This is a genomic window from Chryseobacterium sp. P1-3, from assembly GCF_000738495.1.
GTDB classification, from domain to species: Bacteria; Bacteroidota; Bacteroidia; order Flavobacteriales; family Weeksellaceae; genus Chryseobacterium; species Chryseobacterium gallinarum.
In genome coordinates, this window is sequence record NZ_JPEQ01000008.1 from 130,615 (window position 1) to 155,413 (window position 24,799).

At 38.1% G+C, this 24,799-nt stretch carries 26 protein-coding genes and 2 pseudogenes; 20 read left to right on the forward strand and 8 right to left on the reverse strand.

All coding sequences use genetic code 11. The features are described from left to right. Positions 1–57 precede the first annotated feature (57 nt). The 3 genes from cobC to cobT are packed head-to-tail and all read right to left on the reverse strand — an operon-like array spanning position 58 to position 2,384. Complete coding sequence (cobC, locus tag HX13_RS13390; protein ID WP_050021522.1) at positions 58–612, reverse strand: alpha-ribazole phosphatase family protein; 555 nt, start codon at positions 610–612, stop codon at positions 58–60. Continuing rightward, complete coding sequence (locus HX13_RS13395) at positions 597–1,379, reverse strand: adenosylcobinamide-GDP ribazoletransferase (protein ID WP_050021523.1); 783 nt, start codon at positions 1,377–1,379, stop codon at positions 597–599. The genes cobC and HX13_RS13395 overlap by 16 nt, the downstream gene beginning before the upstream one ends. Then, positions 1,380–2,384, reverse strand: coding sequence for a nicotinate-nucleotide--dimethylbenzimidazole phosphoribosyltransferase (cobT, locus tag HX13_RS13400; RefSeq protein ID WP_050021524.1), 1,005 nt, complete (start codon positions 2,382–2,384; stop codon positions 1,380–1,382). It lies immediately after the preceding gene. A gap of 251 nt (positions 2,385–2,635) precedes the next feature. On the opposite strand from cobT, the gene HX13_RS13405 reads away from it, so the two are divergent. Together HX13_RS13405 and HX13_RS13410 are read left to right on the forward strand one after the other, a co-directional pair. Next, positions 2,636–3,388 carry a DNA polymerase beta superfamily protein gene (locus HX13_RS13405; RefSeq protein ID WP_050021525.1) on the forward strand — a complete coding sequence of 251 codons (753 nt, stop codon included), beginning with the start codon at positions 2,636–2,638 and terminating at the stop codon, positions 3,386–3,388. 37 nt (positions 3,389–3,425) lie between these two features. After that, positions 3,426–4,503, forward strand: a pseudogene (locus HX13_RS13410) (DNA polymerase beta superfamily protein). Between the two features lie 56 nt (positions 4,504–4,559). Here the strand turns inward: HX13_RS13410 and HX13_RS13415 are convergent. Further along, positions 4,560–4,901, reverse strand: coding sequence for a TfoX/Sxy family protein (locus tag HX13_RS13415; protein ID WP_050021526.1), 342 nt, complete (start codon positions 4,899–4,901; stop codon positions 4,560–4,562). Between the two features lie 163 nt (positions 4,902–5,064). Between HX13_RS13415 and HX13_RS24355 the strand changes: the two genes are divergently transcribed. The 9 genes from HX13_RS24355 to HX13_RS13450 all read left to right on the forward strand — a co-directional run bounded on the left by HX13_RS24355 (position 5,065) and on the right by HX13_RS13450 (position 12,995). After that, the gene (locus HX13_RS24355) at positions 5,065–5,391 is read left to right on the forward strand and encodes a hypothetical protein (protein WP_238555342.1); all 327 of its coding nucleotides are present in this window, start codon (positions 5,065–5,067) and stop codon (positions 5,389–5,391) included. Further along, on the forward strand, positions 5,303–5,581 hold the full coding sequence (locus HX13_RS24360) for a DUF2975 domain-containing protein (RefSeq protein WP_238555331.1): 279 nt from the start codon (positions 5,303–5,305) through the stop codon (positions 5,579–5,581). The genes HX13_RS24355 and HX13_RS24360 overlap by 89 nt, the downstream gene beginning before the upstream one ends. A 1-nt stretch (position 5,582) precedes the next feature. After that, positions 5,583–5,786 carry a helix-turn-helix domain-containing protein gene (locus HX13_RS13425; protein ID WP_002980904.1) on the forward strand — a complete coding sequence of 68 codons (204 nt, stop codon included), beginning with the start codon at positions 5,583–5,585 and terminating at the stop codon, positions 5,784–5,786. Between the two features lie 133 nt (positions 5,787–5,919). After that, positions 5,920–6,792: an ABC transporter ATP-binding protein gene (locus tag HX13_RS13430; protein ID WP_050021527.1), complete on the forward strand. Its 873-nt coding sequence runs from the start codon at positions 5,920–5,922 to the stop codon at positions 6,790–6,792. Positions 6,793–6,794: 2 nt separating this feature from the next. Beyond that, positions 6,795–9,650, forward strand: a complete 2,856-nt coding sequence (locus tag HX13_RS13435; RefSeq protein ID WP_238555332.1) for an ABC transporter permease/M1 family aminopeptidase — start codon at positions 6,795–6,797, stop codon at positions 9,648–9,650. Continuing rightward, on the forward strand, positions 9,640–10,035 hold the full coding sequence (locus tag HX13_RS24365; RefSeq protein WP_238555333.1) for a hypothetical protein: 396 nt from the start codon (positions 9,640–9,642) through the stop codon (positions 10,033–10,035). Before HX13_RS13435 ends, HX13_RS24365 begins: the two co-directional genes overlap by 11 nt. Before the next feature lie 100 nt (positions 10,036–10,135). Continuing rightward, a complete protein-coding gene (locus tag HX13_RS13440) occupies positions 10,136–10,576 on the forward strand; it encodes a MarR family winged helix-turn-helix transcriptional regulator (protein ID WP_050021528.1) in 441 nt (146 codons plus the stop codon). A gap of 6 nt (positions 10,577–10,582) precedes the next feature. Then, positions 10,583–11,809 (forward strand): TonB-dependent receptor plug domain-containing protein, encoded by a 1,227-nt coding sequence (locus HX13_RS13445; RefSeq protein ID WP_050021529.1) that lies wholly within the window; start codon positions 10,583–10,585, stop codon positions 11,807–11,809. Beyond that, positions 11,781–12,995 (forward strand): outer membrane beta-barrel family protein, encoded by a 1,215-nt coding sequence (locus HX13_RS13450; protein ID WP_050021530.1) that lies wholly within the window; start codon positions 11,781–11,783, stop codon positions 12,993–12,995. Before HX13_RS13445 ends, HX13_RS13450 begins: the two co-directional genes overlap by 29 nt. Before the next feature lie 174 nt (positions 12,996–13,169). Here HX13_RS13450 and HX13_RS13455 read toward each other — a convergent pair whose 3' ends face one another. After that, positions 13,170–15,377, reverse strand: coding sequence for a polyribonucleotide nucleotidyltransferase (locus HX13_RS13455; RefSeq protein WP_050021531.1), 2,208 nt, complete (start codon positions 15,375–15,377; stop codon positions 13,170–13,172). A 513-nt stretch (positions 15,378–15,890) separates the two neighbouring features. Here HX13_RS13455 and HX13_RS13460 point away from each other — a divergent pair. Both HX13_RS13460 and HX13_RS13465 read left to right on the forward strand, forming a co-directional pair. Beyond that, positions 15,891–17,210, forward strand: coding sequence for a sugar MFS transporter (locus tag HX13_RS13460; RefSeq protein ID WP_238555334.1), 1,320 nt, complete (start codon positions 15,891–15,893; stop codon positions 17,208–17,210). A 271-nt stretch (positions 17,211–17,481) separates the two neighbouring features. Then, positions 17,482–17,841: a DUF4260 domain-containing protein gene (locus HX13_RS13465; RefSeq protein ID WP_050021532.1), complete on the forward strand. Its 360-nt coding sequence runs from the start codon at positions 17,482–17,484 to the stop codon at positions 17,839–17,841. Between the two features lie 111 nt (positions 17,842–17,952). Here HX13_RS13465 and rpsO read toward each other — a convergent pair whose 3' ends face one another. Beyond that, on the reverse strand, positions 17,953–18,222 hold the full coding sequence (gene rpsO, locus HX13_RS13470; protein ID WP_050021533.1) for a 30S ribosomal protein S15: 270 nt from the start codon (positions 18,220–18,222) through the stop codon (positions 17,953–17,955). Positions 18,223–18,395: 173 nt separating this feature from the next. Between rpsO and HX13_RS13475 the strand changes: the two genes are divergently transcribed. The 7 genes from HX13_RS13475 (at position 18,396) to HX13_RS13490 (ending at position 22,787) form a co-directional block, all read left to right on the forward strand. Next, the gene (locus HX13_RS13475; RefSeq protein ID WP_050021534.1) at positions 18,396–18,956 is read left to right on the forward strand and encodes a hypothetical protein; all 561 of its coding nucleotides are present in this window, start codon (positions 18,396–18,398) and stop codon (positions 18,954–18,956) included. A gap of 325 nt (positions 18,957–19,281) precedes the next feature. Then, positions 19,282–19,425, forward strand: coding sequence for a bacteriocin-like protein (locus tag HX13_RS22550; protein WP_156173289.1), 144 nt, complete (start codon positions 19,282–19,284; stop codon positions 19,423–19,425). A 182-nt stretch (positions 19,426–19,607) separates the two neighbouring features. Beyond that, a complete protein-coding gene (locus HX13_RS22555; protein WP_156173288.1) occupies positions 19,608–19,751 on the forward strand; it encodes a bacteriocin-like protein in 144 nt (47 codons plus the stop codon). A gap of 34 nt (positions 19,752–19,785) precedes the next feature. Continuing rightward, positions 19,786–19,959 (forward strand): hypothetical protein, encoded by a 174-nt coding sequence (locus HX13_RS22560; protein ID WP_156173287.1) that lies wholly within the window; start codon positions 19,786–19,788, stop codon positions 19,957–19,959. Positions 19,960–20,119: 160 nt separating this feature from the next. After that, positions 20,120–21,505: a magnesium transporter gene (gene mgtE, locus HX13_RS13480; protein ID WP_128572412.1), complete on the forward strand. Its 1,386-nt coding sequence runs from the start codon at positions 20,120–20,122 to the stop codon at positions 21,503–21,505. Then, on the forward strand, positions 21,471–22,121 hold the full coding sequence (locus HX13_RS13485; protein ID WP_238555335.1) for an ABC transporter substrate-binding protein: 651 nt from the start codon (positions 21,471–21,473) through the stop codon (positions 22,119–22,121). The genes mgtE and HX13_RS13485 overlap by 35 nt, the downstream gene beginning before the upstream one ends. A 198-nt stretch (positions 22,122–22,319) precedes the next feature. Beyond that, positions 22,320–22,787: a cupin domain-containing protein gene (locus HX13_RS13490; RefSeq protein WP_050021535.1), complete on the forward strand. Its 468-nt coding sequence runs from the start codon at positions 22,320–22,322 to the stop codon at positions 22,785–22,787. A 108-nt stretch (positions 22,788–22,895) separates the two neighbouring features. Here the strand turns inward: HX13_RS13490 and HX13_RS13495 are convergent, their stop codons facing one another. After that, on the reverse strand, positions 22,896–23,345 hold the full coding sequence (locus tag HX13_RS13495; RefSeq protein WP_050021536.1) for a GAF domain-containing protein: 450 nt from the start codon (positions 23,343–23,345) through the stop codon (positions 22,896–22,898). A 12-nt stretch (positions 23,346–23,357) separates the two neighbouring features. Continuing rightward, a pseudogene (locus HX13_RS13500) lies at positions 23,358–24,786 on the reverse strand (TonB-dependent receptor). Between the last annotated feature and the right edge of the window lie 13 nt (positions 24,787–24,799).

Sequence of the window (24,799 nt, forward strand, 5' to 3'; positions counted from 1 at the left end):
TTTATATTATGAAACCGCCGGTATGCCGGTGGTTTTTTATTTTAAGTGTTGAACAGTCTAACTATTTACTTTATAAACTGAAAATAACGATCCTTCTGCTTTAATAATTACCTTCTTTCCATAATCAATCTGTATGCTGAACATATTTTCGAGCGGAAATTGCAAAATTGACTGAAGTATCAGGCGGATGGCCCCTGCATGGGTAATAATCAGGACTTTCCCGGTATTCTTTTTCTTAATCAATTCATTCCAAAAGCTAAGCACACGGGTCTGCATTTCAAGCAAATTTTCTCCTCCCGAAGCTTTTACATTAACAAAATCCTGATACCAGGGATTGATTTCTTCTTCAGGGATTTCGGTCCATTTTTTCAGCTCCCAGTTTCCGAAGTTCATCTCCCTCAACCGAGCATCTGTCGTATAATCAAATTTGAAATAATCAGCAAGAAGGCGGCACCGCAGCGAAGGACTTGAAATGACAAGATCAAACTCTTCATCCAGGTCAAGCTTTTCACAATCTTTAGTATAGTTTCCACGCAAAGGCATTTCAGCAAAACCATAACAGAGGTTTTCAGGATTATCTACAGCTGTATGCCGGATCAGATGAATTTCCATGCGATAATTGTTCCGAGATAAAATAAAACTTCGCACACCTGCTGTACCGACCCCAGGCAGTCTCCGGTATAGCCACCGATATGCTTTTTAAAATACCAGCCCATGCACATCTTCCCCAAATAAGCGAGTGCGAAAGCCAGCACCAAGCGCCAGTCAGGTATCAGGACAAAAGAAATTAAAACACTGATAAAGCCAACCAGTAATGCCATCCCATCCAATGGTTTATTCGCCAAAGGTTTTGATTTGCTGACATCTATATCCGTCACATACTGGTGGGTATAAATCATCGTTCCTGAAATAAAACGGCTTGAAGTATGTGCCAAGATAACAATTGACAGAGTCTTCATCAGATCAACCGTTCCCAGAGCCTGAATACTGAAAAATTTCAAAGCAAACAACAGGATAATTCCAATGGTTCCGTAAGCTCCTACCCTGCTGTCTTTCATAATGGTAAGAATTTTTTCTTTCCCATATCCGCCTCCAAAACTGTCGCACATATCTGTGAAGCCATCTTCGTGGAATGCCCCGGTCAGTAAAACACTACTGATCATCATTAACACAATCCCTATTTCCAGGTTAAAAAGCTGCATAAAAAGATAAAGGAATACCGCATTGATCAATCCGACCAATAATCCGACCCAGGCAAAATATTTTTGAGATTTATTCATGATTTCACCGGAATACGGAATGGTAAACGGAACCGGAATTCTGGTGAAAAACATTAATGCTGTCGCAAAGTAAATCAATTCATTCTTTATGGTTTTCATCTATTCTTTATTTGAAACATGGGCATCTTCAAAACTTGACATTTCATTCAGGAAATTAACAGCACTTTGAAGTAACGGATACGCCAGTGCACAGCCTGTTCCTTCTCCCAAACGCAAATTCAGATTGAGTAAAGCTTTCTGTCCCAGCAGTTCTATCAGCTGAAGATGGGCATTTTCATCGCTTACATGGCAGAAAATACAGTTATTAAGGATTTGAGAATTCTTTTTCCATGCAGTAGCAATCGCAATGGTTGCAATAAAACCGTCTACCATTATCAGCATATCCTGATGAAAGGCCTCTTCCATTGCACCGATCATCTGGGCAATTTCAAGCCCGCCAAAAGTCCTGGCAATTTCATCTGGAGCTGCTAGATCCGGATACTTTTCTATCGCCGCCGTTAAAATATTGATTTTATTCTGTAACTGATCATCATTCAACCCGGTACCACGCCCGATACAGCTCACTATAGGCAGGTTAAACAATTGACTCATCATCAGTGAAGAAGCGGAAGTATTCCCGATCCCCATCTCTCCAAAGCCAATAATATTACAACCACTTCCTGCAATTTCTCTCACTACCTGTCGGCCATTTTCAAGGGACTGAAGATATTCTTCAGAAGTCATGGCAGGTTCTTCTAGAATGTTACGACTGGATTTTCTTACTTTTTTATCTTGTAAAGGCAGTCCCTGAGGAAAATCAAAATTAACTCCGGCATCTACAATTGTAATTTCAATACCGTTTTGTTTACAGAAAACATTAATCGCTGCTCCACCACTCAAAAAATTCATCACCATCTGGTACGTTACTTCCTGCGGATAGGCACTCACTCCCGCTGTAGCAATTCCATGGTCGGCTGCAAAAACAACCATATGGGGTTTTACCAATCCGGGTGAAGTGGTCTTCTGAACCATTCCGATTTTGTGGGCCAGATATTCAAGCTGTCCCAATGCTCCTAAAGGTTTTGTTTTGAAATCAATTTTGTGCTGTAATTCTGATGATAACATGAATGTAAAATAGTTATGTGGATAGAGAAAGTGCAATATTAGTGAAATAGGGATTTTCATACAAAGGATTCATGGAAAATATGAAGGGGGGTAAGACAGACAAATCATAAACGAATACATGAAAGCTTAAAAGATCCAATATTGCAATACTACCTCTTACCTCTGGAAAATTCAGACCTCACAAAATATAAAACCTACGCAAAAACATTGCGTACTATCATCATTATTTTGCATTATCAATAAAAAAAACAATGACACCAACAATACTGAAAAAGATAAAAGAAGTAGAAGAAATACGGGGAGTAGAAGTACTTCTTGCCGTTGAATCCGGGAGCAGGGCATGGGGTTTCGCTTCTCCTGACAGCGATTATGATATACGGTTCATATACCGGCATGAAAAAGACTGGTATCTTTCCCCATGGGATAAAGATGAAACGATAGAATTCATGACGGAAGATGATCTGGATGGTTCGGGATGGGATCTCCGCAAGACTTTTCATCTTTTACTGAAATCGAACGCAGCCTTATTGAGTTGGTTTTATTCTCCTGTCGTATACAAGGAAAACACAAAATTCACAGCGCTTTTCAGGCCATTGGCTGATGCCTGCTTTTCTCCGATAGCGGTTTCCTATCATTATTTAAGCATGAGTAAAAAATACCTGGAAGCCTGCAGAAGTGATGAAGTTAAATTAAAAAGTTATTTTTATTGCCTGAGAACCACACTCACCGGAAAATGGATCATAGAAAAAGGAACCGTTCCACCGGTTTTGTTCAGTGATCTGCTTGTTCTGACAGATGATACCATCAGGCGAAAAATAGAAGATCTCGTTGCTTTAAAAGCCACCAAAGGAGAATCTTACTATCATCCGAATGATTGGGCGTTGTTTGGTTTTCTTGAGAAAACAATCGCAGAGAACGAGAAAAAATCAAAGGGTCTTCCGGGAGGAAAAGCAGATAAGGCTGAGATGGAGAGAGTTTTCAGGGAGATCTTGGAGAAATGTTAATCTTAAAGTATATTATAAATTTGAATCCACTTAGAATATGACCATCCAAGACCTAAAAAACAAAAACCTCCTCCTCTTTGAAGCCATCTCCGGAAGCCGCGCTTTCGGGCTGGCGACGGAGAATTCGGATACAGATATCCGTGGGGTATATTATCTACCGAAAGAAGATTTCTTCGGGCTGAATTATATTCCGCAGATTTCCAATGAAACGAATGATATTACCTATTATGAAATCGGGAGATTTGTGGAACTGCTTCAGAAAAATAATCCTAATATTCTGGAAATCCTGGCAAGTCCGGAGGATTGTATTCTTTACCAACATCCGCTGATGAATCTGCTGAAAACCGAGGACTTTCTGTCTAAAGTATGCAAAGACAGCTTTGCAGGCTATGCCATTTCGCAGATAAAAAAAAGCCAAAGGACTCAACAAAAAGATTCTCAATCCTATTGAAAAGGAAAGGAAATCTATCCTGGATTTTTGTTTCGTTCTTGAAGGCCAGGGTTCCGTTCCTTTGAAAAAGTGGCTTTCAGCACATGGAAAGGTTCAGGAAAAATGCGGATTAATAAATATTGACCATACCAAGGGCATGTATGCTGTATTTTATGATGAATCAGGGACGTTGGGTTATAAAGGAGTTATTCAGAATGAAGAGGCCAATCAGGTTTCTGTATCATCTGTTCCTAAAGACGAAAAACCTGTTTCCTACGTGTTCTGCAATCTGGATGCCTACTCTGTTTACTGCAAAGACTACAGGAAATACTGGAAATGGGTAGCGGAGCGTAATGAAGACCGTTACAATGTCAATCAGAAGCACGGACAGAATTATGACAGCAAGAATATGATGCATACCATCCGGCTGCTGCAATCCTGTGAACAGATTTTTAAAACCCGATCATTGACTGTTCGTGTAGAAAATCGCGACGAACTGTTGGATATCAAAGCCGGTAACCAATCCTATGAAAAGGTTATGCAAAAGGCAGAAAAACTGATACAATCTATAGAAAACCATTATTCTGTTTCCAGCCTGCCTGATTATCCTGATTTAGAAAAAACAACAAAGACTCTGGTCCGGATAAGAGAAAAGCTTTACGGAAATCATGATAACTATAAATAAGAGTGATGGATTGTAAGACTGAAATTTCATCACTCTTATTCCCAACTCTTTTCCATTCATTTCTTCGAAGCCTTTGCCATGGGGTTATAATCAAGACATATTTTGATCCAGTATTCAAAATCATCCGGCTTTTGAAATCCGGCAGGTTCTACATAGCAGTATCCTTTGAGTTGCTTCCCTTTCATGATCATCGGCAGAAATCCTTTCTTTTCCGAAACCTCTTCTTCCAACTCCGGATCATAGCGGCACATAAGGTTCTCATGACTGATGCTGATACACATCTTTCCATTCACAAGAAAAGACAGTCCGCTGAACATTTTCTTTTCTTCAATTTCTATATTATTTTCCACCAAGAGCCGTTCCCGTACGCGGTCGGCAAGTTCAGTACTGTAAGCCATGATTTCAATTTTATTATTTAAAATTACTTAAAAACTGTGATTATCACGCTATTCCGACCAGTTTATTGATAATTTTGAATCGAGAAAATAAATTTTTATTTAAATTAATTATTGTTTTACGATAATTAATTATACATTTGCAATATCAATTAATGATCATGACATGAACCAGACCAGAATTATTTCAAAGATTTTATTTTATATCTGCTGTATTCTTTCGGCAGGCTATTTAATCACTTTTGTATACTCCATTCTTTGTTTAGCTACGGATTTTTCTGTTGTTCCGTACAAAGACGGACAATACCTTCACATCAATTATCCGTTTACGGAAAGTCCTTTTCTGAATATTGAAAACAATCATCCGTACATTATGTTTTCATTTCTTCTGGTTTTAATTTCCTATGGAATTTTTTTCTGGCTTTCTGCCGGAGTTTTCAGGGTATTCTTCCGCGACAAATTATTTACGAAAAAAAAATATAGGTCAACTTAAGAGATTTTATCTGTATAATATTTTCATTCCCCTTCCCCTGGTTATTATCGCGAGTTTCTTTGTGGAAGTGGAAAGTATTATATGGGGACTGGTGTTTATTCACTTTATGCTTGGAATTTTCTGCCTGTTTCTTGCCAATATTTTTAAACAAGGGCTACATTTGCAAAACGAACAAGATCTATTTATATAAAATGCCGATTATAGTCAACTTGGATGTAATGCTTGCCAAAAGAAAGATGCAGAGTAAAGAATTGGCAGAAAAACTGGGAATTACTCCCGTCAATCTTTCCATCCTGAAAACCGGAAAAGCCAAAGGAGTACGTTTCGATACCCTTGAGGCCATCTGCAAAATCCTGGAATGCCAGCCCGGAGATATTCTTGAATTTAAAGAATAGCCGGCTACGGAGCGAAGCCAAGTATTAAGAGTTAAAATTTCCCATTACTTCCAGCTTCCAGCCCACTAACTTCTAACTTCAAAAAACAGCTGTCGAAAGACCGCCTGTCATTGTATTAACCAAACTCAAAATTATGAATACATTATCTGTTAACCAGCTCAGCCTCACTTATCCTAATGGACATCAAGCTATTCAGAACATTTCACTGGAGATCAAAAACGGAATGTTCGGCCTGCTTGGTCCTAATGGAGCGGGTAAATCATCTTTAATGAAAACCATTGTAGGCCTCCGGAAACCTACTTCCGGGAATATCATCTTTAACGGAACGGATGTTACCCAAAATCCAGATTATATCAAAAAACATTTGGGGTTTCTGCCTCAGGATTTCGGGGTTTACCCTAGAGTTTCTGCATATGATCTGCTGGAACATATCGCAGTATTGAAGGGCGTTTCAGACAAGAATCAGCGGAAAAATCAGATTATAAATCTACTGGAGAAGGTCAACCTTGCAGATTTCAGGAATAAAGAGGTTCATACCTTCTCCGGGGGAATGAAGCAGCGATTCGGAGTGGCACAGGCTTTATTGGGCGCACCCAAGATCATCATCGTAGATGAACCTACGGCCGGTCTAGATCCTGAGGAACGCAACCGTTTCAATGCTTTGCTGAATGACATCAGCCGGGATGTTATTGTGATCCTTTCCACCCATCTGGTGGAAGATGTAAGAAACCTTTGCTCGGAAATGGCTGTTATGAATCATGGCAAGATCCTTATACAAGGCAGCCCGGGAGCATTAATTGCAGAACTGGAAAACAAAATATGGTCTAAACCTATCGATAAAAATGAGCTGAAACAGTATACTTTACACTATGATATTATCAGCCAGCAGCTAATTGAAAGAGCACTGCATATCACCGTTTTTTCTCAGGAATATCCCAAAGGTTTCTATTCTGTACAACCTTTATTGGAACATGTTTACTTTCATACTCTAACTCAAAAACCTTAGTCATGAACACTATATTTTTATTTGAGGCCGGACGCCATATAAAGCACCGGTCCGGGTACCTGATTGCCTTAGCCTTAACAGGAATAGGTATCTTTTGCGGCAGCCGGTTTAATCTTACCGTTGGAGAAGGTATTTTTTTAAATTCACCTTATACCATTGGTTTTATGACCGGACTACTCAGCATTTCGCTCATCTTTCCCGGAGTCATTTATGCTTTACAGCTGCTTTTCAAGGAAGCTGATAGCCGGTTCGATTTACTGATGTTCTCATTTCCGGTCGATAAAAAATCTTATCTGACCGGAAAATTCTGTTCGTATTATGTACAACTTTTTTTAAGTTTCTTTTTTCTTATGACTGGTTTTATGACTGGACAGGCAATGCGGACAGGAAGCGAAATGCAGGATGGATTCCAAGTGGTGTATTACTTATATCCTTTGCTGGTTTTCGGTCTGTTCAATACTTTTTTCATCAGCAGTTTGTTGTTTTTTGTATCTTTCATCATCAGGAAAAAATTACTCGTTGTTGTAACCGGATTGTTCCTGTATGTATTGTACATGGTTGTCCTGCTATTTTCCAATTCTCCTTTTATGGCAGGAAGCATGCCTCAGTCATTGGAAGCACAGCAACTTTCGGCATGGCTTGATCCTTTCGGCATTTCCTCTTATTTTATGGATGCCAAAGTGTTTTCCGTTCATCAGAAGAACACACAAATTGTACCTTTTACGCATTATTTATTGTTCAACAGGCTTATGTTCTCTGGAATATCAGTTATTTTCCTGCTGCTTTCCTTCAGACTGTTCTCATTTTCCCATATTTCAAAAAGAAAAATAAAAAAAGAGCCTCAGCGCTATTCTTCACCTGTGATTTCTTCGGAGGAATACAAGGTTGCATTCCCAATTTTCAATAGAAAATCTTCCGTTCAGGCCATCCTGTCATTTGCAAAAACCGACCTGATTTATTTATTTAAAACCGTTACTATTCCTGCTGTCACCATCCTCCTGCTATTCTTCATAGGAATGGAAATGTATGCCGAAATTGAGAAAGGGATCCGCCTGCCTCAAAAATACGCCAGTTCAGGACTGATGGCAACCACCATTTCTGAAAACTTCCATATATTAGGTATATTGGTCGTGGTTTATTTTCTCAACGACCTGTATTGGAGGAGTCACTCATCCGGCTTTTTCCTTATTGAAAAAAGTACTTTTTTCTCAAAAGCAAAATGGGCAGGTCATTGTATTTCCATGAGTATCCTGCTGTTTTTTTTCACGGGGATTTCAATTATTGAAGGAATCGTTTTCCAGACTGTTTACGGGTATGGGCATCTGGACTGGAATGCTTATCTCGGAGTATTTATCTTTAATACTTTTCCATTGATCTTGTTTACCAGCCTGATACTGTTGATCAATGACCTTATAAAAAACAAGTTTATTGCTTTGGGCATATCTGTTGTATCTTCATTTGTATTCGCCGGCCCTGCTTCCCAAATGTTATTTTCTTATCCGCTTTTGAGAATATTTTCAGATTTCAGAGGCAGTTACAGTGATTTTAATGGGTACGGAACCTACGAAGAGGCTTTTTTACAAAGGCTTTTATTTGGTGCCGGTATCATGGCTGTGTTATGGCTGGCTGTTCTTTTCATAAAAACTAAAAAGCTCTCTGTTATTCAATATTCCGTTTGTTTTCTTCTCTTATTTTCAGGGATCTATTCAGGATCACTTTTTATGAAAGGGTATATCCCCAAAAATGAAGAAAGTTCCGTTTTGCATGCTGCTCAGTATGAAAAAAAATACCGGAAATATGAACACCTGCCACAACCTGACATCACTGATGTAACTACTGAAATTAAACTCTATCCATCAAAGAATACGTATGAAATCACGGGAAAATACCTCCTGAAAAATCAAACAGGAAGTCCTGTCAGTAAAATCCTGATCAATTTTAATAAAGATCTGCGATTGAAATCTGCAATTTTTAAATACGGATCAGAAATTATGCCAATTGCCAAAAATACGGCTGAGATTTCATTAAACCAGCCAATGGCTCCAGAAGCTGAAGCTGTCCTAGATTTTGAATTGTCTTACCAATGGTTTGCCGTTAACGGTCACCAATCTTTCAATGCCATTATAGAAAACGGTTCATTTGCAAGAATCAGCAGGTATTATCCGGGCATCGGATATCAGAAAGGAGAAGAAATACAGGATGAGCAAAAACGGAAACAATACCGGCTTGGAGAGCTTGAGCCATTACAGAGTCCCGAAAATCCGGCAGTATTTAAAAAAGATTTTATTACATTGGATATGACCCTTTCTACAGAGGGCAATCAAACAGCTGTGGGTACCGGAGATCTTATAAAAAGCTGGAGTACAGCAGGAAGGAACTATTTCCGATATCACGCGAAAAATATCCCTTTCCGGTTTGCCTTTTCATCCGCAGTATATCAGATTCAGAAAGTAAATTACAAGGGAATCCTGATCAACATTCTGTATCATAAAAATCATGGTGAAAATGTAGAGCATCTTATTCAGAATGCAAAACTCACCCTGGATTATTGCCAGCAGAATTTTGGGCAATACCCTTTCAGTACCATTACTTTCGCAGAAATTTCATCATTTACCAGAGGTTTTGCGGCTACAGCGTACCCATCAGTCATCTTTATGCCTGAAGATATGATATTCCATGCCAACATTCATGCTGATAAAGAACAAGATGTCATCAATGAACTCGCGGGCCACGAACTCTCCCATCTGTGGTGGGGCAACAGCCAGATAGACCCTGATCACCGTGAAGGCTCCGTAATGCTTACAGAAACTCTCGCCATGTATACAGAAATGATGCTTTACAAAAAAAATGCATGGTAAAGAAAAAATGATGGACAGAATCCGCGTACATCAGCAAATCTATGACAATGAAAAAGGATTATCTGAAAATGTTCCTATTTACAGGGCTACCGGGAAAGTTCCCCATATTTCATACTCTAAAGGTGCTGTTGGTATGGTAAAATTAAGTGAGCTTATTGGGGAGGAAAAAGTAAATCTGGCTTTAAGGAATTTCCTAAGCAACAACCGGTACCCTAAAAAGCCGGGTTCTCTGGATCTTCTCAAAGAGTTTTATCATGTATCTCCTCCGGGAATTCGGCCGCAAATCGACGGATTATTTAAAGTGATTGAAAATACAGCTCCCTCTTATTCTCTAAAAGGCCCATCTGTAAAGGAAAAAATCAATGATCCTATTGGCAGTTTTTAAATTATTTTAAAAAAAATTTCAGGGTAGTGTAACAAAGGTATATTGATGGTCAACCAATTAATTGATATATCAATAATTGATTTATCATTTTAATGATATCATGGAAAAACTAAATTCAATTATATTCTACAATATCGATAAAGCCATAAGGGCCTATAGAAACTATGCACAACGTCAGCTAAAGGCAAACGGTTTTACGATAACCATAGATCAATGGCTTATCATCAAGGCTATTCTGGAAAACCCGGGAATTACCCAGAATGAGATTGGTGATCTGGTATTTAAAGATAATGCTTCTGTAACCAGAATCATTGATATCATGGTAAAGTCAGAATATATTATACGACACGTACACACTGAAGACCGTAGGAAAACCAATTTAAAAGTGACAGAATCCGGAAAGGAAATCATAGAAAAGGTTCAGAATATTGTTGAAAAAAACAGAAAAACGGCTTTAGAGGGGATTAGTAAAAAAGAGCTGGAAGTGATGTATTCCGCTTTGCTTAAAATTTCAGAAAACTGTCTCAATTCAAAAAAATAAAACACTATGGCCAGAATATTTTCATTTCTGCTGATCTGGATGCTCCTGTTCAGCAGTTATTTGTCAGCACAAACCATGCAGGGTTTTTCCTTGTCAGGCACTATTTCCTCTGAGAAAACAGAGCAGATGGAAATCAATTTATTCGACTCTGAACAGAAACTTATTAAAACAGAAATTGCAGATGCCAACGGAAAGTTCAGTTTCAATGACCTGAAGCCCGGAACTTACCGGTTAAAGATTAACAGAAACGGCTCTGAAATCTATCATTCTGACAATATTGCATTGGCAGACAATACCAGCCTCCCTCCTATTGACCTGAAAATAAAATCAATTGAAGGAGTAACCATTACAAAGACCAGGCCCCTGATTGAAAGACAGGACGGAAAAATGATTATGAATGTCGAAAACAGTATTGCCAGTACAGGAAACTCAGCTTTTGAAGTGCTGGAAAAGGCACCGGGAGTCAACATTGATTCCAATGATAATATCAGCCTCAGGGGAAAAGGAAACCTGCTCATCCAGATTGATGGTAAAAATACACCAATGACCGGAAGTGATCTCGCCAATTATCTGAAAGGGCTTCCTTCTTCCACCATAGATAAAATAGAATTTATCACCAATCCTTCTTCCAAATACGATGCTGCAGGCTCATCCATCATCAATATCAGACTTAAAAAGGAACAGAGAAAAGGCACAAACGGCAGTATTTCATCCTCTATAGGAACAGGAAAGTATGTGAAGAACAATAACAGCTTCAGCATTAATCACAGGAATAAAAAGTTCAATATATTCGGAAATTACAGTTTTGCCTACAGGGAGCTTTACAACCACCTGATCCTGGATAGAAATTTTTATAACAATAATAATTTTGAAAAAGCTTATTTACAGGATAATTATCTAAAGTTTGGCATTAAAAGTCATGTGGCAAAAGCCGGAATGGACTATTATATGAATGATAAAAATGTGCTGGGCTTTTCTTTAGGCCTGGTCACCAGCAGGCTTAATCTGGATGGTGATAACAACAATATAACACTGAACAACAACCGCATTCCTGAAAGTACTTTCAATACACTGAGTACCACAAAAAATGACTGGGATAATTTTTCGGTGAACCTGAACCATAAATATGCTCTTGATTCTTTAGGATCGGAACTGACTACAGATTTTGATTATATTAATTATACCAATTCCTCGCTTCAAAATTTTGAAACAAAAAACCCACCTGATATCTGAAAATTCTGACAGGCTTGATATTTTAAAAGGTGATATCAATGGAAAATTAAATATCTATTCATTAAAATCTGATCTCGCCAAAAATTTAAAAAATGACTGGAAACTGGAAGGAGGGGTTAAGACCAGCTTTGTAAAAAACGACAGTGATCTGAAGTTTTTCAATTTAGAAGCCGGAAATCCGGTTTTTGATCCTTCAAAGAGCAATCATTTTATTTATGAAGAAAATATTAATGCCATCTATGGAAATGTCTCCAAAAAATGGGAAAAATTAAAAATGACAGCCGGTTTAAGAGTAGAGAATACCAACATAAAAGGAACACAGCTTGCTACGAATCAGGTTAATAAACAAAATTATACGCAATTATTTCCAAGTGCTGTTTTCTCTTATGACCTGACGGATAAAAGCAACCTGGAAATCAATTTCAGCAGAAGGATCACAAGACCCAGTTATATGCAGCTGAACCCGTTTAAGTTCTATCTGGATCCTACCACTTCCAAAACCGGAAATCCTGACCTGAGCCCACAAACCATGATGAATTATGAAATTACCTATAGCTTAAGCAATAAATATTTCTTTACATTAAGCTACAGTAAAACCAGTGACAATATTACGGATGTCATCAAGCCTGTTATAGAAGATGGTAAAAATGTGACCGTACAAACTATTGAAAACCTCAGCTCGGTCTCTAACTACGGCCTTTACCTGATCGCTCCTGTAAAAGTGACCCAATGGTGGGACATGAATAACAATGCCAATTTTTATTATGCGACTTACACCGGAAATGTTTCTGAAACCCAGATCAACAACAAAGGAAATTTTAATTTCAATATCAACAGCATCAACTCCTTCAAATTAGGAAATGGATTCACAGCAGAAGTCACAGGCAATTACAGAACCCGGGAAGTTTATGCCTATATGGACGTAAGACCCATCTGGTACCTGAATATAGGAGCCCAGAAGAAATTTAAAAATAACAGCATCCTGAAGCTTGCATTCAACGATGTATTTTTCTCCAGTAACCCTAAAGCACAAACTGTTTTTAATAATTATGTAGAAAATTTTGTTGTGAAAAGGGACTCCCGTGTGGTGACACTTTCCTATACTTATAACTTCGGTTCTTCTAAAAACGGACAGCCGAGAAAAACCGGGGGAGCTGAGGATTTAAAACAAAGAATCGGAAGCTGAAATAAAGACTGTTGAAGATGCAAGGGAGCATATACAATTAAAAGAGAAAAAATAACCCTGACCTATAAAGCATTTAATGTTATCACAGGTAAAAACCTTCTGGTTGCACTTTTCAACCCTATACAAACAAAAAATCCCTCAAAATGAGGGATTTTTCATATCTAAGAATATTTCTTATGCTTCTGTAGTAGGCGTCTGGTTTTCTGCAGGTTTTCCGCCTTGTGGTCTTCCTTGTCCTTCAGCTTTCGGTTTACCTTCCGGTTTTGGAGGTCTTGGCAAAAGAACTTTACGGGAAAGCTTCATTTTCTTACGGTCATCATACCCCATGAATTTTACTTCTACTTCATCACCTTCAGCGTATGGAACCTTATCAAGGCGCTTCCATTCAATTTCTGAAATGTGCAGAAGTCCTTCAGTACCTTTGGCAATGGCCACAAAAGCTCCAAAATCCATCACTTTCACTACCTTACCTTTGTATACTTCACCTACAACCGGTACGAAGGTAATCTCATTGATCTTAGCGATCGCAGCATTGATTTTCTCCCTGTCTGTTCCGGCAATTTCAATACGTCCGATTTCTCCGATTTCTTCAATTGAAACAACCGTATCCGTATCTTTCTGTAGCTGTTGAATAATTTTTCCACCAGGCCCGATTACCGCTCCAATGAAGTCTTTTGCAATCTCCATTATTACCATCTTCGGAGCATGAGGCTTCACATCCGGTCTTGGCTGGGCAATCGTTTCTGTGATTTTATTAAGGATGTGTAATCTTCCGTCTTTAGCCTGCATTAAAGCCTTTTCCATGATATCCATAGAAAGTCCCTGGATTTTAATATCCATCTGACAAGCTGTGATACCGTCTGCTGTACCGGTTACTTTGAAGTCCATATCTCCAAGGTGGTCTTCATCACCTAAGATATCGGAAAGTACAGTCCATTTTCCTGATTTTTTATCCGTAATCAATCCCATTGCAATCCCTGAAACAGGTTTTGTAATCTGAACTCCGGCATCCATTAATGCCAATGTTCCGGCACAAACAGTTGCCATTGAAGAGGAACCGTTTGATTCCAGGATATCGGAAACAATTCTGATGGTATATGGGTTTTCCTGGGGAATTACTGCTGTTAAAGCTCTTTGTGCCAGGTTTCCGTGTCCTACCTCTCTTCTTGATGTACCTCTTAAAGGTCTTGCTTCACCAGTTGAGAACGGAGGGAAATTATAATGCAGGAAGAATCTCTCGTCGTGCTGCGTGATTACGCTGTCGATCATGTTGGCATCTTTTACAGAGCCTAATGTTACGGCAGTCAGAGACTGGGTTTCCCCTCTTGTAAAGATTGCTGAACCGTGAGCTCCCGGAAGATAGTCAATCTCTGACCAGATCGGACGGATCGTTTGCGGATCACGACCATCAAGACGGATATTGTCTTCAAGGATCATCTGACGCATAGCTTCTTTCTCTACGTCGTGGTAATATACTTTAACGAAAGGAGTCACTCTTGCCAATTCTTCTTCATCTTCAGCATACTGGGCTAAAAATTCCTCAAGAACTGCTTTGAACTTCTCCCCTCTTTCTTCTTTATTGGATGGAGTTTTTGCTACTTCATATACTTTGTTGTAGCATTCATTCCATACTTTTTCACGAATGGCTTCGTCATGCTCTTCGTGGCTGTATTCTCTTTTAGGGAAAGATTTTCCTACTTTTGCAGCTAATCTCTCCTGGGCTTCAATCTGTTTTTTGATTTCTGCATGAGCAAAATTGATTGCCTCCAGCATTTCCTGCTCGGAGATTTCTTTCATCTCACCTTCTACCATTACGATGGAGTCTTTAGTAGCTCCCACCATAATATCGATATCTGCTTTTAATAAATTTTCATAACTTGGATTTACAGATAGCTCTCCGTCTATTCTTATTACCCTAGCTTCAGACATCGGTCCATTGAAAGGAATATCTGTAATGGCGATGGCCGCAGAAGCTGCCAGACCGGCTAATGCTTCAGGCATCACCTCTTTGTCATAAGAGATCAGTGAGATCATCACCTGTACTTCCGCATGGAAATCTTCAGGGAAAAGCGGACGCAATACCCTGTCTACCAATCTCATAGTAAGCACTTCATCATCAGATGGTTTTGCTTCTCTACGGAAGAAATTCCCTGGAATTCTTCCTCCCGCATAGAACTTTTCCCTGTAATCTACTGTTAATGGTAAAAAGTCTACTCCGGGATTTGCTTCTTTATTGGCTACAACAGTTGCTAAAAGCATTGTCCCACCACATTTAACAACTACGGATCCGTCAGCCTGCTTAGCCAGCTTCCCCGTTTCAATCGTGATTTCCCTGCCATCTGCAAGGGTAACCGTTTCTGTAAACGCTTGAGGTATACTCATAAATTTTCGTCTTTATACTCCGTATTGAGTATGATTAATATTTAAACTCTTTAAATTTTCGTTTGCAAAGGTACTATATAATAATGAAATATTAAATTTTTCGTTTGTATAAATAAGGTATCGGATTATAAAATTATGTCTGTCAGCAAATGAAAGATTCAACTTAATTCAGAACTTATTCATTATTATTGGCAAAAAATGAAAATTGTTTTTTCATAAATTGTCCTAAAAAATCATTGCTTTTTTGTATTATTGTCTCAAAAAAAGAAAATAATATCTGACGGATAAAACTGGAAAACAATTGCAAAACAACAAACCTATCTCTTATATTTGCCTTACTTCACAAAATAATATGCTGCAGGCAAAAAATTAAGGTATCCTTATCGAAAAAAGGCCCCTTTTATATTAAATAAATGTTTATGAATAAAGAAGTACAATCACAAAGCAGGAATTATACGGTTCCATTGATCACCATCACCCTGCTTTTTTTTTATGTGGGGATTCATTACCTGTATGAATGATATTCTGATCCCTTATCTGAAACAACTTTTCAAACTGACTTTTTTTGAATCCATGCTGGTACAGTTCTGCTTTTTCGGAGCTTACTTTATCGGTTCCCTGGTTTATTTCCTTATTTCCATTTCCAAAGGTGACCCTATCAATAAAGTGGGATATAAAAAAGGAATTCTTTTCGGGATTGTTTTGGCAGCTTTCGGCTGTATTCTGTTTTATCCGGCAGCCACTTTCTCTTATTATCCTTTATTTTTAGGTGCATTGTTTATTCTGGGATTAGGTTTCACAGTTTTGCAGATCACAGCCAATGCGTATGTTTCATTGCTGGGTTCAGAAGAATCAGCATCCAGCCGCTTAAATATGACACAGGCTTTCAACGCTTTCGGAACTACGATTGCGCCCGTATTGGGAGGACACTTAATTTTTGAATTATTTTCGGAACCGGACGGAACATTCAGTGCGGTGGCAACAAGAATACCTTATTTAATCTTCGCTGCCATCCTCCTGTTGGTAGGTTTATTAATTTCAAGAGTGAAGCTTCCTTCATTTCAAATGGAAACCGAAGAAACGCTCCAAGGATGGGGAGCATTGAAATTTAATCACCTGAAATTCGGAGTTTTCACCATGTTTTGTTACGTTGGAGGTGAGGTGGCAGTAGGAAGTTTTATTATCAGTTTCCTTGAAGAAACCATGAAATTCAATGAAGCGATCAGTAAAAATTATCTTTCATTATATTGGGGAGGTGCAATGATCGGACGTTTCCTTGGAGCTATTTCATTAAACCAATCGATGAGCCAGGCTAAAAAAGCAGTTTTTATGCTAGGAGCTGCCACATTGGTTTTCCTGGTGATTTTCAGCATTGTTAACCTTAGTTTTGCCCAAATAAGCTTTTTCCTGGTATTTATATTACTGAACTTTGCAGCATTCTTTGTGGGGAAAGCGGCTCCGGCAAGAACTCTTTCCATTTTTGCCGCAATTAATGTTATCCTGCTGATTTCAACTATGGTTAATCATGGGGAAATGGCCATGTACAGTGTTTTGGGAATCGGAATTTTCAATTCAATCATGTTTTCCAATATCTACACTTTGGCGATTTCAGGACTGGGGAAATATACAAGTCAGGGCTCATCCCTGGTTGTCATGGCAATTTTAGGAGGAGCTATCGTTCCTATTCTTCAGGGGTATCTTGCAGACCAGTTCGGAGTACAGCAGTCATTTATCATCCCGGTGTTCTGTTATCTTGTGATTCTTATTTTCGGAGCTTACTGCACCAAATTTCTGGGGCATGTAGAAAGCACTGAAGCGAAATCAGGACATTAACTTCTATATAAAATAATTTAAGCAGGCTGTTTCATTTCCGGAACAGCCTGTTATATTTTCACGACTTTATCTTATGGGCAAGCAATAAAAATTCTCATTTTTAAATCATAAGCACATCGTTAATCACAAAATACTATTTCATTCTTGCACTCTTACACATACAGGCGCCTGCATTTTTAGAAGCATTCTGATCCTAAACTCTTGGTCTTGTATGTAACTTTCTTCCCGAAATTCCGACTTAATTTATATAATCATTAAATTCCTTATTCTGATGAAGTTTCAGTTACAACTTGAATACGCAGCCTTTTTAATCCTTGGAATTCTAGCTTTTGCACAAACGGGATACTCCTGGTGGTGGTTTGCAGGACTTTTCCTTGCTCCTGATATTTCCATGCTGGGATATACGATTAATAATAAAACAGGTGCCTTTTGTTATAACCTGTTTCACCATTTAGGAATTGCTATTGTTGTTTATCTTGCCGGAACGGTGCTCGCACTCCCCTATTTACAGATGATCGGAGCTATTTTATTTTCGCATTCCGCATTTGACAGAATATTAGGATATGGTTTAAAATTTCCAGATAGTTTTCAGAATACGCATTTGGGGAAAATTGGTAAGAAAGCGGAATAAGTTGGGAGAACATAAAATAAGTGCAAAACTGGAGACTTTGTCGCCCTCTTTGCTTATAAAAAATAAAGCAACTCCTTTCGAAGTTGCTTTGTTTTTGAAAATCTTTATAGATTATTTTCTTAAACCTAGTTCAGCGATGATCGCTCTATATCTGGCGATATCTTTATTTTTAAGGTAATCTAGTAATCTTTTTCTTTTACCTACCAGCTTAACCAAAGATTTTTCAGTGTTGAAATCTTTATGGTTGCTCTTTAAGTGAGCAGAAAGATGGTTGATTCTGAAAGTGAAAAGTGCAATTTGTCCTTCAGCACTTCCTGTGTCTTGTGCAGATTTTCCGTGTTTTGCGAAAATTTCCTGCTTTTTTTCTGTTGTTAAGTACATTCCAATATTGTTTAATGATTATTATGTAACGGGTGCAAAATTACGACTATTTTTTGATTTTGCAAACATTATTGATTTCATAAATTAAAATTGATAGAAAAAAATGTTAAAAATTTCTTAATAAATTGTATGTAATCCAACAAAAAGGCAGTAGTTTTGCATTCGAATTACAAATGAAAAAAATTATATTCTTTACAGCAGTTATCACTTTTTTATTGACAGGCGTTACTTTGGTAAAAGCACAGAGGAATGCTGAAGACAAAATAAAAAAAGTTTTATACTTCAATCCTGAGGTAGAGCCTGATATTGATGAAATAAAAGAGCCTACCAATAATGCCTTCTTTGATGCTGTAACTGATAATTTCAGCGGGAGAAAAAACAAAATGCTCCGGGCTGAAGTTCAGGTTCCTTTTGACAGCATAGATAAACAAACCATTATGGATTACTGTGTGAATAACGATGCCGATTTTGCAATTGTTTCTAAAGTACGTTATTTCAAAGTAGGTCTCGGGAAATATGTCTTTTCTAATCAGGTTGTGGTGAGCATGAAGCTTTTTAGTGCTGATGGGAATCTCGTTACGGAAACAGACCATGACACTTACAGAAAAAATATGCGTTTGCTGGGATCAACTGTGAATTCTGTTAAGATAGGTACCGATGGTGCCATAAGAGGAATTATAAAAAAAACTGAGGAAATTAAAACCTGCAGAGGCAGAGCTTTAATTAAACTGTAAAATTTATTTGAAAATTTGCTTCTCGATCTATTTTCATAATTATCCTTTCATTTCACACCGCTTTTACCATTCATCCATTATTAGGAAGTCTTTTACAGCTCGTTTTATACTGTATTTATAACCGATTATAATAGTTCCGGCTTCAAAACAGAAGCATGCTTTACCGTTAATTTGTCATTCGCTGCATTTCCTTTTACACTACTCTATTTTTCTAAATATCTCCAAAACATCTATAAAATACTGACTACCAACGCAATATTTTCACCAAAATAGGAATAATTGAAAAATATTTGTTATTTTAGTGAAACATTAAAATCTAAATCCTATGAAAAATTTAAAGAAAATCAGCAGAGAAGCAGCAAAACACATTAACGGAGGTGTTATTGCCAGATGCAGCATCACCCGTCCATGCACTGTTGGATGGTGTTGTGATGGAATTTGCAGTCCACAAATGTGCCCATTGGAATAATGGTAACACATTCCATTACCTGTCTTATCATTACTGAATAAGCAGCAGAGAAAAGGCAAAGCAAATTAACAGGATGTAGTGATTCCAACCCATGTGCTGCCGGATGGTGTTGCTATGGAATTTGTTCACCGTTCATCTGTCTGGAATAAGTAAAACTTAACAAACCTATAAAATCAAATCACATGAAAAATTTAAAGAAACTCAGTAGAGAAAAAGCAAAGCAAATTAACGGGGGACTGATTGAAAGATGCAGTGAAACCAGACCATGTTTTATCGGAATCTGCTGCAGGGGCGTCTGTATGGAATATGCCTGTATTGAAGACTAGGAAATATTTTTAATCTTACTTAAAATTAGTCACCATGTCAGCTACAACGTTCAAAAAGCTTAGCAGAAAAGAGCAAAAAGAAATCAAAGGAAGCCTTCAGGCCAGAAAATGCAGAACCACCGAACCCCAATGTGATCCCGGTGAATGCTGTACCGGAGGGTTTTGCCTTCCCTCTCCCGTAATACAATGTGAGCCTATTTTGGAATAACAGGCCCGCATGCATTTTAAAATTTAATTTTCAACATCCGCTCCGGCGGGTGTTTTTCTTTATTACACAGCTTCAGACTTTAATTAATCCTTAAATTTACCAGTTTATTGGCCAGTCTTAAAAATTTGAATTATTTTTGCATATCCTAAAATTTCACGTTTTGAACTCTAGAGACGAACTTATCTTCAACCCTGCCGATATTGCCGAAACTCTCAGTGAACTTCCAGCTGATGAGAGGCTACTCGCGTTCCTGAAGGTTCCGAAAGAGTACAAAGCCGAAGTTTTCTCCCATCTTGATCCGGATTTTCAGGAAGATACCATCAGGAGTATCGGAAGCGATGATGTTTCTGAAATTCTTAATGCGATGACACCGGATGACAGGACTGCCCTTTTTGAGGATTTTCCGGATGAGCTGATTAAATATTCCATCAATCATCTTAATCCACAGGAAAGAAGGATTGCTTTAAAACTTTTAGGGTATAATTCGGATTCTATTGCCCGTCTGATGACCCCCTACTATATCCAGATCCGTAAGGAATGGACGGTAAAGCGGTGTCTCCAGCAAATTAAAAAAGTAGGTAAAAAGGTAGAAACCATGAATTACCTGTATGTAGTGGATGAAAGAAACCGGCTGATTGATGACCTCGCCATCGGAACTTTACTTCTTGAAGAAGAGGACACCCTGGTTTCCGATATTACAGACAATCATTTTGTGGCGATTACCACAACGACTTCAAAAGAGGATGCAGTTACTTATTTTGAAAAATATGACCGTGGCGCACTCCCTATTATTACAGAGGCCGGTGTTCTGGTAGGAATTGTAACAATAGATGACATCCTCGACCAAATTGAGCAGCAAAATACAGAGGACATCCAGAAATTCGGGGGGTTGGAAGCCTTAGATCTCCCCTATACCCAAACTTCCTGGACGGAAATGATCAAGAAAAGAGCTACATGGCTTATTATTCTTTTTGTATCAGAAATGCTGACAGCATCTGCCATGGGATATTTTGATAAAGAAATTGAGAAAGCGGTTGTTCTTGCCCTGTTTGTTCCTTTAATTATTTCCAGTGGTGGGAATTCAGGCTCACAGGCGGCTACATTGATTATCCGTGCTATGGCCCTTCAGGAAATCAGCCTTAAGGACTGGTGGTATGTGATGAGAAAGGAAATTATTTCCGGACTGTGCCTGGGAGCTATTTTAGGGATCATTGGCTTTATCAGGATTATGCTTTGGCAAAAAATAGGCCTTTTCGATTATGGCCAATATTGGGTATATGTAGGTTTAAGTGTTTCCGTATCACTGATTGCCATTGTATTATGGGGAACCTTATCCGGATCGATGATTCCGTTTGTTTTAAAGAAATTAAAACTCGATCCTGCTACATCTTCTGCCCCTTTCGTTGCCACCCTGGTAGATGTTACCGGACTTATCATCTATTTTACGGTAGCGGGACTTTTTCTTAACCGGAAAACTTTTGTAATTTTAGGCATCATCTTACTATGCCAATATGAAAATTGTTTCACTTGTCCCCTCTATTACTGAGGCTTTATTTGATCTTGGATTAACCGGACATGAGGTTGTAGGCCGGACTAAATTCTGCATACATCCCAAAGATAAAGTAAAAAACGTAACGATTGTCGGAGGAACCAAGAACATCAATATTGAAAAAATCAAAGCTTTACAGCCGGATCTTATCCTTGCCAACAAGGAGGAAAATGTAAAAGAGCAGGTGGAAGCTTTAATGAATGACTTCAAGGTTATGGTAACTAACGTAGAAACAATAGAAGATAATTATTATCTGCTTAAAAACCTTGGAAAGCTGATTGGAAGGGAGGAAAGAGCACAATTGTTCAATCTCAAAATCTATGATGTCCTTAATCAGGCAAAGCTTGATACAAGTATAAAAACAGCTTATCTTATCTGGAAAAACCCTTATATGTCGGTTGGTTCAGACACATTCATTCACAGGATTTTATCTGAAACCGGTTTTGAAAATATTTTTAAAGATAAAACCCGCTATCCTGAAATTACTCCTGAGGATCTTGCAGAAGCTGATCTTATTATGCTATCTTCCGAACCGTTTCCATTTAAAGAAAAACATATTGAAGAGCTAAAAGTCTTTTATCCTGATAAAAAAGATAATGATTGTAGATGGTGAAGCATTCTCCTGGTATGGAACGCATATCGCGAAATGTGAAAACTATTTTAAAGAATTGCTGACGGAGGTACAGGCAATGCAAGACTGACTTTGCTACCACAACATAAGTAATACCCAGACTATTTTTAAAACTTTAATGAGCTCTGCTTGCTTTATGATATATTTTTGGGTACATTGAGCTGCATTAAACTAAAGCACATGTCCGGTACAGTTATATTATCTGAAGGCGTAGAATTTGACCACGTTATACAAGAAGTTTCAAAATACATTCACCTGTATGTAATGGCATTCGGAAAGAATGAACGGAGCATTACCCGCATAGATAAACGTGAAAACATGTATGGCGGTAACGGAACCGTATATATGATACAGATGTTCGGTCACCAGGAACTGGCTAATAACCGGCTGGCGGCTTACATGGTATTATTGAAAAAAGGCGATGAATCCGGATTTCATACCCATAATGAAAGAAATGAAGAGGAATTGTATGTTGTAGTACATGGAACCGGGGAATACCGGGAAAGAACGGGGATACAAGGTCCTGTGCGTAAAAAAACCCTTCAAAAGGGAGACATTACCGCCATTAGTTCTATTGGTTACCATTCTATTGAAAACACAGGGGATGAACCGTTAATACTGTTTGTCATTACCACTTATAATCCATAATAAGTAACCGTAATTCTAAGATTTCTATTTGAACACCTCATTTCAATAGTGACAAAAAAACTCCAGCTGTAAAAGCCGGAGTCTATATGATGTATTGCTGAAATTCAATTATAAAATTTTTGAAACTTCATTACATAACCATTCCAATAGTTCGCGATCTTCATCTGTAAAAGGATCTATGGTATGGGAATCAATATCAATCTGGCCAATGTTTTTCCCATCTTTGAATATCGGGACCACAATTTCGGCTTTGGTATCAATGGAACAGCTCAGGTAATTACTTTCTTCGTTCACATCGGGAACAACAAAGGTTTCATTGGAAACGGCAACCTGTCCACAAATTCCTTTTCCATAAGGGATAATGGTATGGTCTGTAGGGGCTCCTACATAGGGGCCCAGGATCAGTTCATCTTTATCCCCGTTTTTAAAGTAAAAGCCTGTCCAGTTAAAGTAGGAAATTTCCTGGTCCAGCAGGTGACAAACTTTTTCAAGTTTTTCTTCTGTATTATGTTTGGGACTTTCAAGAATAGAGGAAAGTCTTTTTTTTAATTCTGACATTATTTAATATTTTTAAGAGAATTGTTTAAATGAAAGTTCTTCTTTGTAACCAAACATTCCACGTTCTTTGATCATTTCTGCAACGCCTTCCGGAACCTGGGTCTCCCATCCTTTAACGCAGCATGCAATTTTTCTTAATATTTCCCGTGAGTAAATTTCTAAGAACTCCGGATTATAATTCGTAATATCTACAATACGATTATTACGTTTGAAATATTTATACAATTCTTTCAGGTTTTCCTCTACTTTAAGATTTGAAGAATCCAGCAACAGATGGGTTTCAGGATCTTTATAAGGATACAGATACACCCTCATACCATTCCGGAAAAATTTCCCGAATGCTTCAAGAATTCCTCCGGATAAATCTTTATAGTATTTTTCGTCAAATACCATCAATAGATTATTGACCCCCATGGCAACTCCAATATCTCCTCCTGTATAGGAAGCAAAGTAATCAATCAGCCTGTAATATTCCGAGAAGTTTGAAATAATAACCGTATATCCTAATTTCCCGAGAATATCTACTCTATCCAGGAAGTCTCTTTCATCAATATCACCATCTGCCCTCAGGTTGGAAATTGTAATTTCAATAAGAACTTCCGTTTCTTCATGGGTGCAGGTGGCATCTTTTAAAAACATATCCAGACCGTTCTGAAGCATATCAATATTCACTTTCGTTACCGGCCTGAAACTTCCCCGTACCGCAAAAATATTTTTCTTATACAGTACATCTGCAGGAAGCATGTTGTTTCCCTGGGAATTAAAAATAACGGCATCGGTCATACCATTTTTAACCAGTTGAAGAGACATTAGCCTGTTATCTACATATTCAAATGCAGGACCGCTGAAATCAATCATATCAATTTCCAGGTTGTCTTTTGCTATATCATCATATAAAGATTCAACAAGGGTTCTCGGATTGTCAAAATAATGAAAGGCTCCGAAAATAAGGTTCACTCCCAGGTTTCCTAACGTTTCCTGCTGTAAGGTGGCATCATTTTCCTTGAATTTCACATGGATAACAATCTCGTTGTAATCTTCATTTTCTTTGGTTTGGAAACGGATTCCTACCCAACCGTGGCCTTTTACTGTTTTGTCAAAATTAATCGTGGTAACGGTATTGGCATAGGAAAAGAACTTTCTGTCCGGATTATTATCCCTTGAAATTCTTTCTTCGATCAATGCGACTTCATAACGAAGCATTTTACGAAGTCTGTTTTGGGTAACGTACCTGTTTTTTACTTCTTTTCCGTAGATGGCATCACTAAAATCTTTGTCGTAAGCAGACATCGCCTTAGCAATTGTACCGGAAGCTCCCCCTGCTCTAAAAAAAGTGGCGAACAGTCTCCTGCCCTGCTCCAATTTCTGCGAAAGTACCATAAATAGTAGGATCTAGATTAATTGTTAATGCTTTTTGCTTAGGAGTTAGTTTCTGATACATTAGGACATGAAAT